The 15,481-nt window shown below is 39.8% G+C and carries 15 protein-coding genes and 1 tRNA gene; 5 read left to right on the top strand and 11 right to left on the bottom strand.

The features are described from left to right. Window positions 1-9: 9 nt before the first annotated feature. Together KV40_RS18775 and KV40_RS18770 are read right to left on the bottom strand one after the other, a co-directional pair. Complete coding sequence (locus tag KV40_RS18775) at window positions 10-984, bottom strand: cysteine synthase A (RefSeq protein WP_036484754.1); 975 nt, start codon at window positions 982-984, stop codon at window positions 10-12. Window positions 985-1,187: 203 nt separating this feature from the next. Next, a complete protein-coding gene (locus tag KV40_RS18770; RefSeq protein WP_036484753.1) occupies window positions 1,188-1,826 on the bottom strand; it encodes a peroxiredoxin in 639 nt (212 codons plus the stop codon). 318 nt (window positions 1,827-2,144) lie between these two features. Here KV40_RS18770 and KV40_RS18765 point away from each other — a divergent pair, with 318 nt between their 5' ends. Next, the gene (locus KV40_RS18765; RefSeq protein ID WP_036484752.1) at window positions 2,145-4,664 is read left to right on the top strand and encodes a tetratricopeptide repeat protein; all 2,520 of its coding nucleotides are present in this window, start codon (window positions 2,145-2,147) and stop codon (window positions 4,662-4,664) included. Window positions 4,665-4,839: 175 nt separating this feature from the next. On the opposite strand, the gene KV40_RS18760 is transcribed toward KV40_RS18765, so the two are convergent. The 5 genes from KV40_RS18760 to KV40_RS18740 all read right to left on the bottom strand — a co-directional run bounded on the left by KV40_RS18760 (window position 4,840) and on the right by KV40_RS18740 (window position 9,785). Beyond that, window positions 4,840-5,469: a cobalt-precorrin-8X methylmutase gene (locus KV40_RS18760; protein WP_036484751.1), complete on the bottom strand. Its 630-nt coding sequence runs from the start codon at window positions 5,467-5,469 to the stop codon at window positions 4,840-4,842. Window positions 5,470-5,496: 27 nt separating this feature from the next. Further along, window positions 5,497-6,285, bottom strand: coding sequence for a DUF1868 domain-containing protein (locus KV40_RS18755; protein WP_036485042.1), 789 nt, complete (start codon window positions 6,283-6,285; stop codon window positions 5,497-5,499). 692 nt (window positions 6,286-6,977) lie between these two features. Continuing rightward, a complete protein-coding gene (locus KV40_RS18750) occupies window positions 6,978-8,624 on the bottom strand; it encodes an AarF/ABC1/UbiB kinase family protein (protein ID WP_036484750.1) in 1,647 nt (548 codons plus the stop codon). After that, entirely contained in the window at window positions 8,625-9,056 is a 432-nt protein-coding gene (locus KV40_RS18745; RefSeq protein WP_156114083.1) for a nucleoside deaminase, read from the bottom strand. A gap of 84 nt (window positions 9,057-9,140) precedes the next feature. Then, window positions 9,141-9,785: a class I SAM-dependent methyltransferase gene (locus KV40_RS18740; RefSeq protein ID WP_036484747.1), complete on the bottom strand. Its 645-nt coding sequence runs from the start codon at window positions 9,783-9,785 to the stop codon at window positions 9,141-9,143. 158 nt (window positions 9,786-9,943) lie between these two features. Between KV40_RS18740 and KV40_RS18735 the strand changes: the two genes are divergently transcribed. Together KV40_RS18735 and KV40_RS18730 are read left to right on the top strand one after the other, a co-directional pair. Continuing rightward, window positions 9,944-10,189 carry a type II toxin-antitoxin system Phd/YefM family antitoxin gene (locus KV40_RS18735; RefSeq protein ID WP_036484746.1) on the top strand — a complete coding sequence of 82 codons (246 nt, stop codon included), beginning with the start codon at window positions 9,944-9,946 and terminating at the stop codon, window positions 10,187-10,189. Beyond that, the gene (locus KV40_RS18730) at window positions 10,186-10,581 is read left to right on the top strand and encodes a type II toxin-antitoxin system VapC family toxin (RefSeq protein ID WP_036484744.1); all 396 of its coding nucleotides are present in this window, start codon (window positions 10,186-10,188) and stop codon (window positions 10,579-10,581) included. The genes KV40_RS18735 and KV40_RS18730 overlap by 4 nt, the downstream gene beginning before the upstream one ends. A gap of 57 nt (window positions 10,582-10,638) precedes the next feature. Here KV40_RS18730 and KV40_RS18725 read toward each other — a convergent pair whose 3' ends face one another. Further along, a complete protein-coding gene (locus KV40_RS18725) occupies window positions 10,639-11,076 on the bottom strand; it encodes a DoxX family protein (RefSeq protein ID WP_036484741.1) in 438 nt (145 codons plus the stop codon). Window positions 11,077-11,241: 165 nt separating this feature from the next. On the opposite strand from KV40_RS18725, the gene KV40_RS35805 reads away from it, so the two are divergent. Then, complete coding sequence (locus KV40_RS35805; protein ID WP_172657312.1) at window positions 11,242-11,415, top strand: hypothetical protein; 174 nt, start codon at window positions 11,242-11,244, stop codon at window positions 11,413-11,415. A 79-nt stretch (window positions 11,416-11,494) separates the two neighbouring features. Here the strand turns inward: KV40_RS35805 and KV40_RS18720 are convergent. From KV40_RS18720 to KV40_RS18710, 3 genes are all read right to left on the bottom strand, one after another. Continuing rightward, window positions 11,495-11,576 (bottom strand) — tRNA-Leu (locus KV40_RS18720). A gap of 91 nt (window positions 11,577-11,667) precedes the next feature. Then, on the bottom strand, window positions 11,668-12,327 hold the full coding sequence (locus tag KV40_RS18715; RefSeq protein ID WP_036484739.1) for an HAD family hydrolase: 660 nt from the start codon (window positions 12,325-12,327) through the stop codon (window positions 11,668-11,670). Between the two features lie 133 nt (window positions 12,328-12,460). Further along, window positions 12,461-13,654 carry an aminotransferase class V-fold PLP-dependent enzyme gene (locus tag KV40_RS18710; RefSeq protein WP_036484737.1) on the bottom strand — a complete coding sequence of 398 codons (1,194 nt, stop codon included), beginning with the start codon at window positions 13,652-13,654 and terminating at the stop codon, window positions 12,461-12,463. Between the two features lie 130 nt (window positions 13,655-13,784). Between KV40_RS18710 and KV40_RS18705 the strand changes: the two genes are divergently transcribed. Further along, complete coding sequence (locus KV40_RS18705) at window positions 13,785-15,305, top strand: TM0106 family RecB-like putative nuclease (RefSeq protein WP_036484734.1); 1,521 nt, start codon at window positions 13,785-13,787, stop codon at window positions 15,303-15,305. The last annotated feature ends 176 nt before the right edge of the window (window positions 15,306-15,481 follow it).

Genomic DNA, 15,481 nt, shown 5'->3' with positions numbered 1-15,481 from the left:
AATTTATACTCAATCTAGCGACAAACCCTTTTCTGCTAGCCATTGAGGATTATAAATGCGAGATTGATATCGCCCTCCACCATCACAGAGAACTGTAACAATAGTATGACCAGGACCCATTTCTTTAGCCAGGGCTACTGCTGCGCCGACGTTAATACCAACCGAACCGCCCATAAATAATCCGTCTTTTTGTAATAGCTGATAGAGAACGCGAATACATTCTTTATCATCTATTTGAATAGCATCATCAATGGGTACATTTTCCATGTTAGCGGTAATTCTGCTATTGCCAATGCCTTCGGTAATCGATTTACCTTCGCTATTAATTTCTCCTGTTTTGACATAGCTATAAAGACCACTACCCATAGGATCGGCTACCACGCAGCGTATATCGGGATTTTTTTCTTTGAGAAACAAAGATACGCCTGCATAAGTCCCCCCCGTTCCCGTTGCTGCTACCCAAGCATCTATTTGTCCATCGGTTTGCTGCCAGATTTCTTTGCCCGTAGTTTCATAATGCGCCTGACGATTGGCTAAATTATCAAACTGGTTTGCCCAAATAGCATTTTCCATTTCTGCTGCCAAACGCCCCGATACTTTGACGTAATTATCGGGATTTTTATAAGGTACGGCAGGTACTAAACGCACCTCAGCCCCTAAAGTTCTGAGCATGTCAATCTTTTCTTGAGATTGAGTTTCGGGAATAATAATCAGACACTTATAACCCTTAGCATTACAAATATGCGCCAAACCAATTCCAGTATTACCAGCAGTTCCTTCGACTACAGTCCCTCCAGGCTTTAACAATCCTTTGGCTTCGGCATCTTCAATAATAAACAATGCCGCACGGTCTTTTACCGAACCGCCTGGATTGAGAAATTCAGCTTTACCGAGAATTTCGCATCCCGTCTCTTCACTAAAGCTATTGAGGCGAATCAGAGGCGTGTTACCTACTGTGGCAACAAAACCGTTTTTAATATCCATATCTAAAAATTTAACTACTTAATTTTCAGATTACCTGAATTTGGCGATCGGTTACTAGGGCGAGAGACTGAGTGTGGCTAAGATCGAAATATAATATGTATGCTCGCATACTGTATAACAATACCAAAAAGCAAAGGGTAGGTAATACCCACCCCAATTGCTTATTTATTCTGTCCGCTTTTTTTGCTGACAGACAAACAAAGTTACTTGTCTGGTTGGGGAGTCATCCGTAGATAAGGTTTAATTTCAGTAACACCTTTGGGAAATTTTTGTTTGGCTTCCTCGGTAGGAATAGTGGGGGCGACAACTACATCTTCTCCTTCTTCCCAGTTAGCAGGAGTAGCCACCTGATAGTTATCAGTTAGCTGCAAAGAATCAATTACGCGCAAAACTTCATCAAAATTACGCCCCGTACTAGGAGGATAAGTTAGTGTTAGACGCAGTTTCTTTTGAGGATCGATTACAAAAACGGTACGAACCGTTACCTTAGCATTAGCATTAGGATGAATCATGTCATATAAATCTGACACTTTTTTATCCGAATCAGCCAAAATCGGATAGTTAACGTTAGTAGTTTGGGTTTCGTTAATATCGTTAATCCAGCCTTGATGAGAGTCGGTATCGTCAACGCTTAGGGCAATTACTTTGACATTACGCTTGTCAAATTCAGATTTTAATTTTGCTACTTCACCCAATTCGGTGGTGCAAACTGGAGTGTAATCTGCCGGGTGAGAGAACAGAACTACCCAGCTATCTCCCGCCCATTCGTGAAATGAGATATCTCCCATACTGGAAGCTTGAGTAAAATCAGGTACTGTATCGCCTAATCTAAGTTGAACCATAATTAGTTTCCTCCATTAATATTTGAGAAGCAGTCTTTTATTTTCCCACAAAACTATGTTGCTAGCCTATGGGCTTAATTCTTCTATTAACCCGATATAGCAATTTAAAATACTTAACAGATGCAGTAAAATTTAAAATTTAGCTTCTACTAATGATTTTATCTACTTAACTTTGTTTTCAAGTCGAGCAGATCAATAAATATACCAGACAATAACGAGGAAGACAAAAACTAGAATATTACTCTAAAAGAAAGAGCGATTTTGTTTACCCTGAAGTAAATACTGGAATAATGTCATTAATAGACAGAGGTAGTTGTGATGAGTAATAAATATCCCAAATTTTCGCTCTGGCGATCGCAGAATAGTCTGATTTTGCTAACCTTACTATTACCTATAGGTTGGACTATCACTCCCGACACTGCAATAGCACAAACATCGCAAGTAGAACAACTACCACCAAACAGTCCAACTAGAGAACAAATAGAAGCTGAAGCCGACCGCTTTTTTAGCCGAACCATAGCTCAATTTAATCTAATTATTTTAGTTACTTTAGCGTTATTGTTAACAGGAGCGATTATATCTTTATGGCTGTTGCGAAGAGCAGTAATTAGAGAGGTGGCACATCTTGTTAGTACCAATCTTGAGGAACTAGATGCCGCTAAGACTCAACTCAACGGCGTTACTAAAGATTTACAACAGATTTTAGAAAATGCTCGTCAAACTAATACTCGGTTGGAAGGCGAGGTAGAAAATTTTCACCAAGAACTAAATCAAGAACGAGAAGCTATTTCAGAACTACTCGCAAAATTCTCTGAAACTCATCAACAGGGATTAACAACTATCGACGGCGAACTTGGCTCTTATCGTCAAACACTAGCACAGCTAGAAACTGAAAGCGATCGCCAGTTAAAAGAATTACAAACCCATACTGAAGAACAAAGAGATCTGCTGCTGCAAAACTTAGCCAACTTGAGTTCCGAATTTTCTCCCAAGCTCGATTTGATTCAGGCAGAGGTTAAAGAAAAACAACAAACATTAGTTCGGGATTTAGAAACATCAGCCAGTGAGTTTGCCGAACGACTCATGCAGTTTCAAAAGGCAGCTGAGGAAAAACAAAATTCTATTCTTGAGAACCTGACTAGTCAAGCCTCTGAGTTCGCGCCTCAACTTGCCGATTTGCAAACAGAAGTTCGTCAACAGCAAGCTACTATCTTACAAGAGCTACAGCAAGCACAAACTACTTTTACAGAACAGTTATCCAAACTGCAATTATCGGCAAGACAGCAAAAAGATGAACTAGCACAAAAACTCAAACAGTTTAGTTCTCAATTAGCACCTCAGCTTACCAAACTACAAACCGATTTGCAGGAACAAAAGCAGCAGTTTCGGATAAATCTACAAAGTTCAAAAACGGAATTTACCAATCAATTATCAAAACTGCAAGCAACAGCACGTCAACAAAAAGATACTCTCGTAGAAAGTCTCAATCAATTAGAATCTAAATTTGCCCGACAACTTTCCGAACTACAAATTAGTAGCGAACAAAAAGTTCGTCAACAGCAAGAAGCCGCAACCAAAAATCTCGAAAATTTGGGGACAGAACTGGCTGCTAAACTATCAAATTCACAATCCCAAATCACTCGCCAGATCGACCGGAGTTTAGCCAATTTACAGCAACAAGAAAGGCAATTTAGCGATCGCCTGAATCGAGAAGACTCGGAAATTAAGGCTCGAAAAGAGGAAATACTAAAGAATTTAGGAAAATTGCAAACCGAACTGAAAGAACAATTTACGGCAGCGCGATCGCAAATACAACAGCAGCAAGAATCGATAGCGCGAAATTTGGAAACGTTACAAACCGACAATACCAAGCAGTTTTCGCAACTATACTCCGATGCTCAAACTCAAAAAGAAAAAATTCTGGCAGATTTAGCCGAGATTAATCCCCAGGATATTGCTGCCTCTGCCCTAACAGAAATCCAACAAAACTTACAAACTTTGAGTGAACCATTAGAACGACTGCAACAAAATCATCCTCAACTATTTGTCGATCCCGATGAGTTTATTCAACAAGGAAACCAGCTATTAGAGCAAAATGAATATCAAGAAGCGATCGCCCTATTCGATCGCGCTTTAGAACTCAAGCCAGACAGCTACACTGCCTGGAATCAGCGCGGTATTGCCTTGAGAGAGTTACAAAGATATGAAGGAGCAATTTCTGCTTTTAACAAAGCAGGTAGAATCGAACCAAATTTACCAGAAGCTTGGTGCAATCGCGGTATTACCTTAAGTCGAATGAAACGCTACCAGGAGGCGATCGCCAGTTACGATCGAGCAGTAGCGAGCGATCCCGAATACTATCAGGCTTGGGTAGATCGGGGGGTAGCATTAGGTATGTTGCTTAAACACGAACCAGCTTTCCAATCTTTCGATCGGGCAGTACAAATCCAGCCAGATAGTGCTGTAGCCTGGATGAATCGCGGTATGGCTTTAGAGATGCTAGAACGCTATGAAGATGCGCTGGCTTCTTTTGATAAAGCGGTAGAGTTAAATCCCCAATTAATCAAGCCTTGGAACTATAAAGCCAGAATTTTAATCGAGCAACAGCAATATGAAGAAGCTATAGCCAGTTGCGATCGCGCCTTAAAAATCCGTTCTGATTATGCCGTAGCTTACTACAACAAAGCAATCTGTTACGCTGCTTTAGATAGAGCCTCAGAGGCAGTAGATAATTTAAAGCAGGCGATCGCTCTTGATGCTAAATATCGCCAACAAGCTCAAAGCGATCCCTATTTTAAGAGTCTTGCTCAAAACGAAGTATTTAACAGCATTTTTTAAACTAAATTGTTTTGCTGTTGATTTAATTTTGTCCTGCTTCTACTCCATTATTCTCTTTTACCGTCAATGCCAAAGCAGCCATTCTTAAATATCGCGGTATTGCTTACAATGCCTAGACGCATAGTTTTGTTCTAGTGCTTTTACTCAATGCCAAAGGATAAGTAAGCTCTATTATTTATCCTTTAAAGGTTTCAGTAGCTAAAATCACTAAGGCATTAAGGATGGAAGCAGCAACGGCAGAACCGCCTTTTCTACCTGTAGTAAGAATCTGAGGAACTTTTAGTTCGGCTAAGGTACGTTTGGACTCTATTACAGATACAAAGCCTACAGGTACGCCAATAATTAGTGGCGGTACGGTTTGTAAGTTAGATAATTGTTCGCACAAAGCTAATAGAGCCGTAGGTGCGTTACCAATAATATAAATAGCTTGGGGATACTCTTGCCAACATTTGAGTAAACCAGTTTCGGTTCGAGTTCGACCGGCGATCGCAGTAGGTGCTAGTTCGATCGCGCTAACAATCGGATTATTAAAAGTCTTGCTAACCAAAGTCTGTATTCCCTGTTTTACCATTGTTACATCGGTAACAATCGGTGCTTGCCCAGAAATAGCCTCAATACCAGAGGCGATCGCTCCGTGACTGAATTTTAGTAAATTGAGAAATTCAAAATCTGCCGTAGCATGAATTACCCGCCTAGCGATCGCATATTCTTGCGGGTTGAGATTGTGTTTGCCAATTTCGCGATCGATAATGGCAAAACTTTGTTCTAGTATGGGATGGTTTAAGGTGTTTTTAGATAATCTCAACCGTTTTTTTGCTGCTAACTATTTAGTTTAAGGTTTACCGTTCATGGTAACTGCTGCCCAATCAGACTCGCGATAGTAATCTATCATAGTATCGAATTTACGTAGCTCTATCCGTTTGATGTCAAAAATTGATGGCTCGATCTTATCTAACAGGCGATCGTTCATCTGGGACAGAATTATACACAGTTGGCTACGATTGAAACTTGTGGGAATCTTGTCAAAATAGCCTAAAGTAACATGGGCGGTAAAATCGTATTGTTGTTCGATTCCCAATCCAATTAAACCAGAGTTTTGATACAGGGAACTACGTAAGTCAATTATTTGCTGGTAGCTATCGCGGTCTTTAGGTACCAAACAAGCCATAATTGCGCGAGGGCGAATTGCAACTCCCCATAACTGCCACTGAGAAGAAGTTTTTACTGAGGTTGAGTCTTTATATTGTTGAAAACTAAACTCAACCTGTTTTCTTAACTGCGATTCAAAATCAGCATTTTCTGCTACCGCTTGAAGATAATTATTTTCCCAAATTAAATCTGCTATTGTGACGTGAAAACTATCGGGCGGCAGGGGAACAAACAAATTTGATTCTAAAGATAACGATAATTGTTGCTGTAAGATTTCTATTTGTCGGTAAAAACTTTCATTAGCACCATCTTCTTGACCTGGAGGGGTGATAATACTGTAGCCAGGAAAAGAAGTAGCCTTGCCCTCAACAAATTTGGGTGACTGCTGAATAGTCTCCAGCTGTAACGAACAAGTAGCTGGAAGAGTTAGCCTAGCTACCCGATTGATGTAATCTTGATATGACTCGTCCAAAACTAGCCTCTCTTTAGTTAAGTTAACCAATATCAACAACTTTATAGGGTTTGAACCATTGGCTCTGTTGTCAATTATGCTTTTTATACTTATACTATTGTGCCTTGCAAGACAGTAATCGAACGATTAAATTACTCAAAAGCTGGGTCGATCGGCTAATCTAACCCAACTCAATACTAAGTAAGTGCAGTAGTTAAATAATATTAAATTTACGTAGACCGAAATATAGTCCGAGAGCAATACCTGTATACAGAAGCAAGATAGTCGTGAAATAGATTACGGCAGTCATGGGATGGGATTTCCTCTTTAAGAATATTGTTTATTTAAGTTATTTTACCCGATTGCTGCGTTTAAAACGTTTGAAACTGGTGCGATTGCGAAGCGTATGCCTTCGGACTTATGGCTTCTTTAATCTCTAGAAGTTTCTAGCGTTACAGTTAAGCATTGAAGCAAACATCGGTTATTTGAGAACAATATGGATAACTTCAAATATAGCTAGTTGCCAAAAACTCGATGGTAAATTAGTTGGTCGATGGTTAGAGTTTAATCCGCGACCGAACTAAGAAAACTATGAGTCAAAGAGAACTCGATACTATTAACAAGCTATGTGCTTGCATTGGGGTGATAATATCGCTGAAATGCAAGCTAATTTTGAAGCTGGATTTTCCCTGCCACCTGACCCCAAAAGTCTTCTATCTCAACCTTCCCGATCGCAAAATACTAAACACTAACCACAAACCCAACAAACTCGCTGCGGCAAACAAAACATTGCTGACAATCGATACTTGAGTCGTCGCCGAACCAGTAGAAATAATTGCTGCGCCCATAATTAATGAGCCAACTAAAATACTAAAAGAAAGTCGGTTAGCCGAATCTTCAATACTTAAAGACAGCAAATCGATTTCGCGAATTTTTAGATTCCATTTGAGTGTTTCTGAAGATAAACGGTCTAATAATAATTCTACTTGCCTGGGCGATCGCAAAGACAGGCTTTTAAGATCTAAACCAATACGCAGTAAGGTTTCCAAAGGACGCTCGCCAAACAGCTGACGGCGGAATAAATCTACCATTAAAGGTTTAATCTGATCGAGAAAGTTAACCTCTGGATCGAAGCCACGAGCTAAACCTTCTAAGTTGGCTAGAGTTTTGGCATACAAACCCATATTGCTGGGCAGGCGAATTTTGTTGTTGCGCGATACCTGCAAAACTTCATAGAAAGCCTGGCTAAAATTTATTTGCGATATGCTGCGATTATAATATTTACGCAACATGCGATCGTAATCATTGCTCAAGCGTTCTAAACTAACTGGCTGTCCGCCTTCGGCTAATTCTAAAGTCAACTGGCTACATCTTTTGGCATCCAAATCTACGATCGCCAGCAGCATTTCGGTTAAAATCTGTTGGGTACGGGGATCTAATCTGCCAATCATCCCACAGTCGAGTATTGCTACCCGTCCATCCTCTAAATAAAAAACATTTCCTGGATGGGGATCGGCATGAAAAAAACCATCGATATAAATTTGCTTGAAGAAAGCCCGAAACAAAAGCGTGGTAATTTCGTCCCGTCTGGTCGCTTCGTCTTTTTTCTCTGTCGGCGTTATTTTAGCTTGTAAAATAGGCTTTCCCTCTAGCCATTCGAGGGTCATCAACTTTGGCGTAGTTAGATCGAAATAGACTTTGGGAACGATGATCTGGCTGGCATCAAACCAGTTGCTCTCTGACAAAATGCGTCTTAACTGTTCTGTATGTTCGGCTTCAGTAGTAAAATTCAACTCTTTCTTAATTGCATCGGTAAATTCGTTAGCTAGAGCGACAATATCAAAATCTTTACCAAATTCGGTAAAAGAAACCAACTCTGCCAGACTTTTAATCAAAGAAATATCGCGATCTACTACTGTTTCGATCCCAGGACGCTGAACTTTGATTGCTACTTGTTGTCCGCCTACCAAAGTAGCGCGATATACCTGCCCGATGGAAGCTGCCGCTACTGGTTCGCGATCGATAGATGCAAATACTGCTTCTATCGGTTGAGATAGCTGCTGTCGGATGAGATTTTCTACCTCAATCCAAGGTGCGGGAGGAACATTTGCCTGTAGGTCGGTTAGCTTATCTACATAGCGTCCTGGTAAAATATCGGGACGAGTAGAAAGTAACTGTCCGAGTTTGACATATACAGGTCCTAACTCAATTAAGATATTTCGCAGCACTTCAGGAGAAGGTAAACGAGGCTCGTCAGCATTATTGCCAGTTAACAGCCTCCGCGCATAGTCCCAACCGTTACGAAATACTACTTCAGCAATTTCTCTCTGGCGAGAAGTGTTTTTGGTAAGAGCAAACATTTATTTAAAGAGTTCCAAACACTCTTGAGCTAAAATACCTTTGGTTACTTTGATGTTTTGAAAGCCTTTGGCAACTATTTCTTCGCAAGCAATATCGATTTGTTTTGACCCAATACCGATTAATTCTTTTATCGAAGCCCCAAAAACAATTTCCGATAAACCCGCCCAAACGCAAGCCGCAGCACACATCGGACAGGGTTCACAAGTAGTATAAAGGGTATAGCCTTTTAAGGCATCCAATGAATAAGAGTTTTTTTTGGTAAAGCTTCGCAAAACATTACTTTCTGCATGAGCCAAGACATCATTGTCGGTTTGGGAAGTATTATGTCCCTGAAGAATAATCTCTCCGTCTTTTACTAACACTGCACCGTAGGGCATATCGCCTTTTTTTGCCTCTTCAAGCGCTATACGCATAAAATCTTCATGTTTCACGATCTTTCTAGCTTCATTCCATGTTTACAAAAATTTACTAAATCCTAGCTTATTTTAAACTAGTTTTTGGCAATCGGTTTTTATTTAGATTTTGCTGGCAATAACCGCATAAAAAGGATCGCCGCCCATAACCCCTAACATTTGCCAAAGACTAGGAACTGATGACTTATGTACTACTGTTTCTGGATTGCTAAAGCCAGGAGCGGCTCGAAAATATTGCTCTACTAATCCAATTCGTTTAGTTTCCGTACTGTCTCGCCAAGCAGCGATCGCTTTTTGATAGAACATGCGATTGGAAAAGCTAATAATAACAATTCCCCCTGGCTTGAGAATGCGGAGTATTTCTGAAAACACTGCCTCTGGATACTGAATATACTGTACGGAAACTGCAATTAAGACCGCATCAAAACTGGCATCTTCTAAAGGTAGTTTGGGGTTTTTATTTAAATTTTGCACGAAATAGCTATCTAAACGAGGATTTTTAGCTAATTCCTCTTTATTTAATCCATGACCTTCAACATGCTCGAACTGCATTTCTGATGGCAGATGAGATACCCAGCTACTCATCAAATCTAGAATACACGTATTAGGTTGCAATCTTTGGCGATATAAATCGGTCAGGCGATCGATAAAACTGTCATCAACGTGAGTGACAAAGCGAGGAAGGGCATAAAAATCATTGTCGTTTGTATCGTCTAATTTAGACCTTTGCTCTGGTCTTAGCATCATTTTTTATGGCAATTGTCTAACTATCTATTATTTGATTATGACGAACTATTAAGCATATTTTTGAGTTATACGAGAAATTGCTCTTAATTGCCACTGCCGAAAGAAAAATCGAGAAATTATCATAGACTTAGCTAATAGCTTAGTTTAATATTTTGGACATGACCCAAATTAATATTCACGAAGCCAAGACTCATTTGTCTCAGTTACTGTTTCGTGCTGTTTTAGGTGAAGATATAATTATTGCTAAAGCTGGCAAACCTATTGTACGTCTCGTACCTATTGAGAAACCACTTGAAGACCGTGTTTTAGGTCAAGATGAAGGACTATTTACTGTTCCTGAAGATTTCAACGCTCCTTTACCAGAAGATATTTTATCTGCCTTTGAAGGTGGTACAATGGAATGAAAATTTTGCTTGACACGCAAATCTCTCTTTGGGCGTTAACAGAACCCAAACGATTGGGAAAACAAGCTCAGTCAATGTTAAAAAACAGAAATAATCAGCTTTATTTGTCTGCTGCTAGTTCTTGGGAAATTTCTATCAAAGCAGGCTTAGGTAAACTACCTTTGCCAGAAACGCCAGATATTCATATTCCAAGCAGAATGATGGAGCTTACAATTTTGCCCCTCAACATCGAACACCATCATACTTTCAAAGTTTTTTCTCTACCCCTACATCATCGCGATCCTTTCGATCGCATCTTGATTGCCCAAGCGATCGCAGAAAATTTTTATTTAATTAGTGCCGACGAACAATTTCGCAGTTATAGTCTCAATCTACTATGGGGTTTCGACTAAAAAGCTCTCTCTCTACTAAAAAACTCTAGGCGATGAGTTTAGTAATACGATTTTACATCATTCATTAACCTTGGGATAACCAGGAATAATCGAAGCCTGGTTAGGATTATCATCGGGGCGAGTATACCACCAAGCCCAGGCAATTAAAACAAATTGTAATGGTAGTCTAATAGCCTGAAACGTGTTACTAACGGGAATATTGGGAATATGAATATGATGGATTGCCATGTAGAGATTGGCAGGATAAACCGCAATAAATAATGACACCAAACCCCAGGCTGCTAATCTGCTAACTGGTGGAAACAATAGCCCTATTGCACCCAAAATTTCAAAAAAGCCACTAATATACACCATAGCGGCTGGATAGAGAAAAACGGGTGGAACTATTTTAATGAATGGTTCGGGTAGGACAAAGTGTAAGATTCCAACCACTAAAAGGCAAACAGCCAAAATAACTCTAAGCAGTTCTTTGTTAGATAAGATTAAGTTTTTCATTACGGTCAAAAAATCAATTGAAATACAAATTTATTTAAAACAGAGCGTTGAAGAAAATAAAAACTGAGTATATTTACTTAACATTACTATTCTCAACGGCAAGGGTTTCTCATAAAATTATGACATCACTAATTTCTTATCGAGCTTAGGAGATGATTAACTTGTGTGGATAGTAGAAAAAAAGTAGGTATATTTACTCACTATCTAACCGCTTCAGGTAAGCTGCAACCTGGAAAAGAAAAAGCTAATAAATTTAGCTCGCTACAGATGGCAGAGACTATGGCAAAAATACATGGAGGAACAGTTCGTCAGTTAAACAACAGTAATAGCAAAGATTGAGCAAAAAACGAATAATTGTGCCGTAGTGTACTTTGCTTTTAGCGACTAATATCTTGGTTTTGCCGACTGTAACGACAAGTGCGGATGGCGAGAATCGAACTCGCAAGGCGTGAGCCACACGCCCCTCAAGCGTGCGTGTCTACCAATTCCACCACATCCGCATCCTGGCGATTTCTAATCTATCATATAATTTAGTCTCGCGCTAAACTTTTTCTGAGCGATCGCTCAAAATAAGAAAACAAAAATACTGGTTTAAAATGGCAGCTTAGAATAATTTGCCAACATATCTGCTGGATCTTTAAAAATCTCCGAACATCCTGCTTCTCTTAATTCCTTTTCGTCAAAGCCACCACAGAGAACGCCAATAGTGTAGAGAGGAATTTTAGAGGCGGCGATCGCATCGTAAGGACTGTCGCCAACTACGATTACCTCTTCTTTGTCCATACCTGTTAATTTATCCAGTGCGGCATTAAAAATATCTGGTTCTGGTTTGGACTTTTCTACGTCGTCTGTAGAGGTGGCATGTTTAATTAGATCTTCAATATTTAGTAGTTGTTTATAATGTTCGATAGTTTCTTTTCTTGCCGAAGATGCCAAAACAATTTCTTTGCCGTCTTGTTCGATCTTCTCAAATAACTCTCTAACTTTAGGGAAAGGTTGCACCTTCTCTAAAAGATTTTCCTGGTAGTATTGTTTGCGATAATTAGAAATATCATCGTAATACTTTTCGTACTCTGATTCTGAAAGAAGCTCACCAATAATAAATTCGCTACCTTTACCAATTTGCTGGCGTAGCTTTTCAAAAGAAAAATCGTAACCGTGTTTTTTAAATGCCTCTACCCAAGCTTGGGCGTGGTAGTCAACCGAATTAACTAAGGTGCCATCTAAATCAAAAATTACTGCTTTAATCATTAAATTTTTTATTTATATCAGTTCATTTTCGATTACAACTCAATTTTCTTGTTTATTCATCGCCTAATAGCCAGAGATTAAGTTTTTGTTGGATGTTACAATATAGGATTTTCATTAATTAGTTGACAGAAGACTAGTGAGAGAGCGAATTACTTATTGCTTCAACTAAGCGCTCTATTTCCTCTGGTAGAGTTAAATAGTGAACGCAGGCACGTATGCAGTCGGGTTTAGCAATGGTTCTTAAGAAAAATCCTTGCTTTTCTAAAGTCTCAACTAGCTGTTGATGTTTGATGTCGGCTATTTGAAAAGAAACTAATCCTGCTTCGGGAGCGGTATCTTTTAAACATTCAACTCTGTCGATTTGCTGTAGACTCGACCACAAGTATTGACTGAGTTCGCAGATCGTCTGGTAACGCTGTTGGGTAGTACCCCAGGCTTGATGAACGGCGATCGCAGAACGCAATCCTTCATATTCGGGATATGCCGAAGTAGCTACTTCAAACTTTTGTCCGTCGCTTTTCCAAGCTTGGGGTTGTCCTTGTGAGTCAAGTTTTACCCCGCGCCAGCCAATAAACGTCGGCTGTAAGCTGTCAAATGCCGCTTCACTAATATACAGTCCACCAACGCCAGCAGCGCCGCAAAACCATTTATGACCTGTAAAAGCGTAATAATCTACCCCCGATTCTGGTAAATTTAAAGCCAAAGAGCCAGCAGACTGAGCGGCATCTGCTAATACTCTAATTGGTTTATTGTTAGTCTGATAGTTGTGACAAACTTCGACTATTTCTTTTAGGGGTAATACCTGTCCCGTATTCCACAGTAAATGGCTCAACACCACCAAACGAGTATTGGCAGTTAAATACTGCTCGATAACTTCTGTAGCGTTACCTCGGTTGAGAGTGTCTAAAATCGGACAAATAGCAACTTCTACTTGAAAACGCCGCGCAATTTCTTCAACCGTAGCGATAACTCCAGGGTGTTCGCAGTCAGTCATTAACAGGCGATCGCCAGGCTGCCAATCGATACCCCACAGAGCGATATTACAGCCTGCGGTAACGTTTTCGGTAAGGGTAATAGTTGCGGCTGTAGTTCCTAATTCCTCAGCTAATGATTCGCGCAACCATGTCGATCTTTGAATCAGCCAGGCATTAATTTTGCCCGAAAAAGGTCCTACTTCCTGAATGTATTGATGGGTTTCTAAAATCGCCTCGATCGCAGCTTGAGGCATTGTACCCTGACCGCCAAAATTAAAATAAGATTTATTTTTTAGTCCTGGAAATTGCTCTCGGTGTTTTTTTAAATCTATTTTGGCTAAACTATTAATCATAAAAGTAGCGTGGTAGCGAACCCTTGTTAGTATATCTCGACTTGGAGAAGACAACAGCAGTTAATCATCGACAGGTAAAAGATAAAACATTGACGTGGCAACATTGTGCTTGGTATCGATAGGTAAAACAATGCTGCTAACAGATTATCTTCTGCTCAATTACAAACGCTGTAGCCGCCGTACTTTTTTAGATATTTATGGCGATTTTGCTGTTCGCGATCCCGAAAAAGAATTTTTACTCAAACTAAAAAGAGAAAATCAAGCTCACATACGTCAGATCTTAGCGGCGCGATCGCAAACCTATCGACAACCCGAAGTATCGCGGCATAATTGGCAACTCAACTTTCAACAAACGGTTGCTTTAATGGCACAAGGAGCAGATTGTATTTATGGTGGTATGTTGGCTCTTAATTGGTTGGAGTGGCAGGATATTACCATTAGAACCAATCGTGAAGCAAGATTCACTATCGATTGGGAAAGCATATTTGGCAGTTTAACTTTTTTAGCTGCTCCTTCTCTATTGCTCAAACAGCCTGGATACTCAAAATTTGGTGATTGGCAATATATACCAGTAAATATAAAACTCGGTCGTCGTCCTAAACCAGAATATAAGCTAATTGCTGCTTTTAACGGACAAATTTTAGCAGCTATACAAGAAGCGATTCCTACTGAATCTCGATTAATTTTGCGCCAAGGTGATGAATACAACGTCAGTTTAGAGTTTTGGCAACCAAAAATGCAGATGACCGTAGCTGATTGTTTGCAAGTATTAGCCGAAAAAGCCAAACCAGAAGTATTTATATCCCGACAAAAATGTAATCTCTGTCATTGGTATAGCTACTGTTACGCTACGGCTCAAGCTCAACAGCATTTATCTCTAGTTCCTGGCATTACTCCCAAACGCTATCAAGATCTAAAAGAGTTTGGGGTCAATAATTTAGAATCTTTAGCTACAGTTTCACAACATCAACTTCAAGAGATAGTCGGTAGCGATATTGCCGATCGCCTAAGACAACAGGTAAGAGCGATTATCGAAGGGCAAGCGATAGTTAAATCTAGCTACAATCGTCACCAGCTTTTGCTTCCTACAGCAGAGATCGAACTGTATTTCGATATCGAAGCCGAACCAGAACGCCAAATTGACTATTTATTGGGAGTGTTAATAGTCGATCGCGATCGAAACCAACAGCAATTTCACGCTTTTTTAGCTGAAACTACTCAAGACGAAGGAAAAATTTGGCAGCAGTTTTGGGATTTTGTCTCTTTATATCCAGATGCACCGATCTTTCATTATTCCGAATATGAAGTAGATACCGTCAAACGTCTGGCGAGACTATATGGAACGCCGAAAACAGAATCTAAAGCTTTACTGTCTCGCTTTGTCGATTTACATCAGCAAATTATGAACTCGGTAGTTTTTCCCGTAGAAAGTTATTCTTTAAAATCTTTAGCCAACTGGATTGGGTTTGACTGGCGTGACACTGAAGCTAGTGGCGATATTAGTGTCTGTTGGTATGATAGTTGGTTGGCTACGGGCGATCGCGCTTGGTTAGAGCTTATTTTACGTTACAACGAAGATGACTGTCTGGCTACCTATCGGCTTAAAGACTGGGTGGTAAATTTTTTAGCTTTGCAGACAAAAATTTATTGATAGCAATACCAAGCTACTTAATTTAAAAAATCGGCGTTGGTAATTGAATGTATGACACACAAAATGTTTTTGTTCGTAGCTCTAAGCTCTAAGCTTTAAGCTTGTTCAATTCAATTAAATCAACTCGTTACTTAAAAATCATACCTTGATTCACCAACGCCAAAAAATCGAGCCAT

Origin of the sequence: Myxosarcina sp. GI1 (assembly GCF_000756305.1) — a bacterium.
GTDB lineage: Bacteria > Cyanobacteriota > Cyanobacteriia > Cyanobacteriales > Xenococcaceae > Myxosarcina.
The sequence above is the reverse complement of the archived record's forward strand: the minus strand, read 5'-3'. Positions and strand labels throughout refer to the sequence as shown.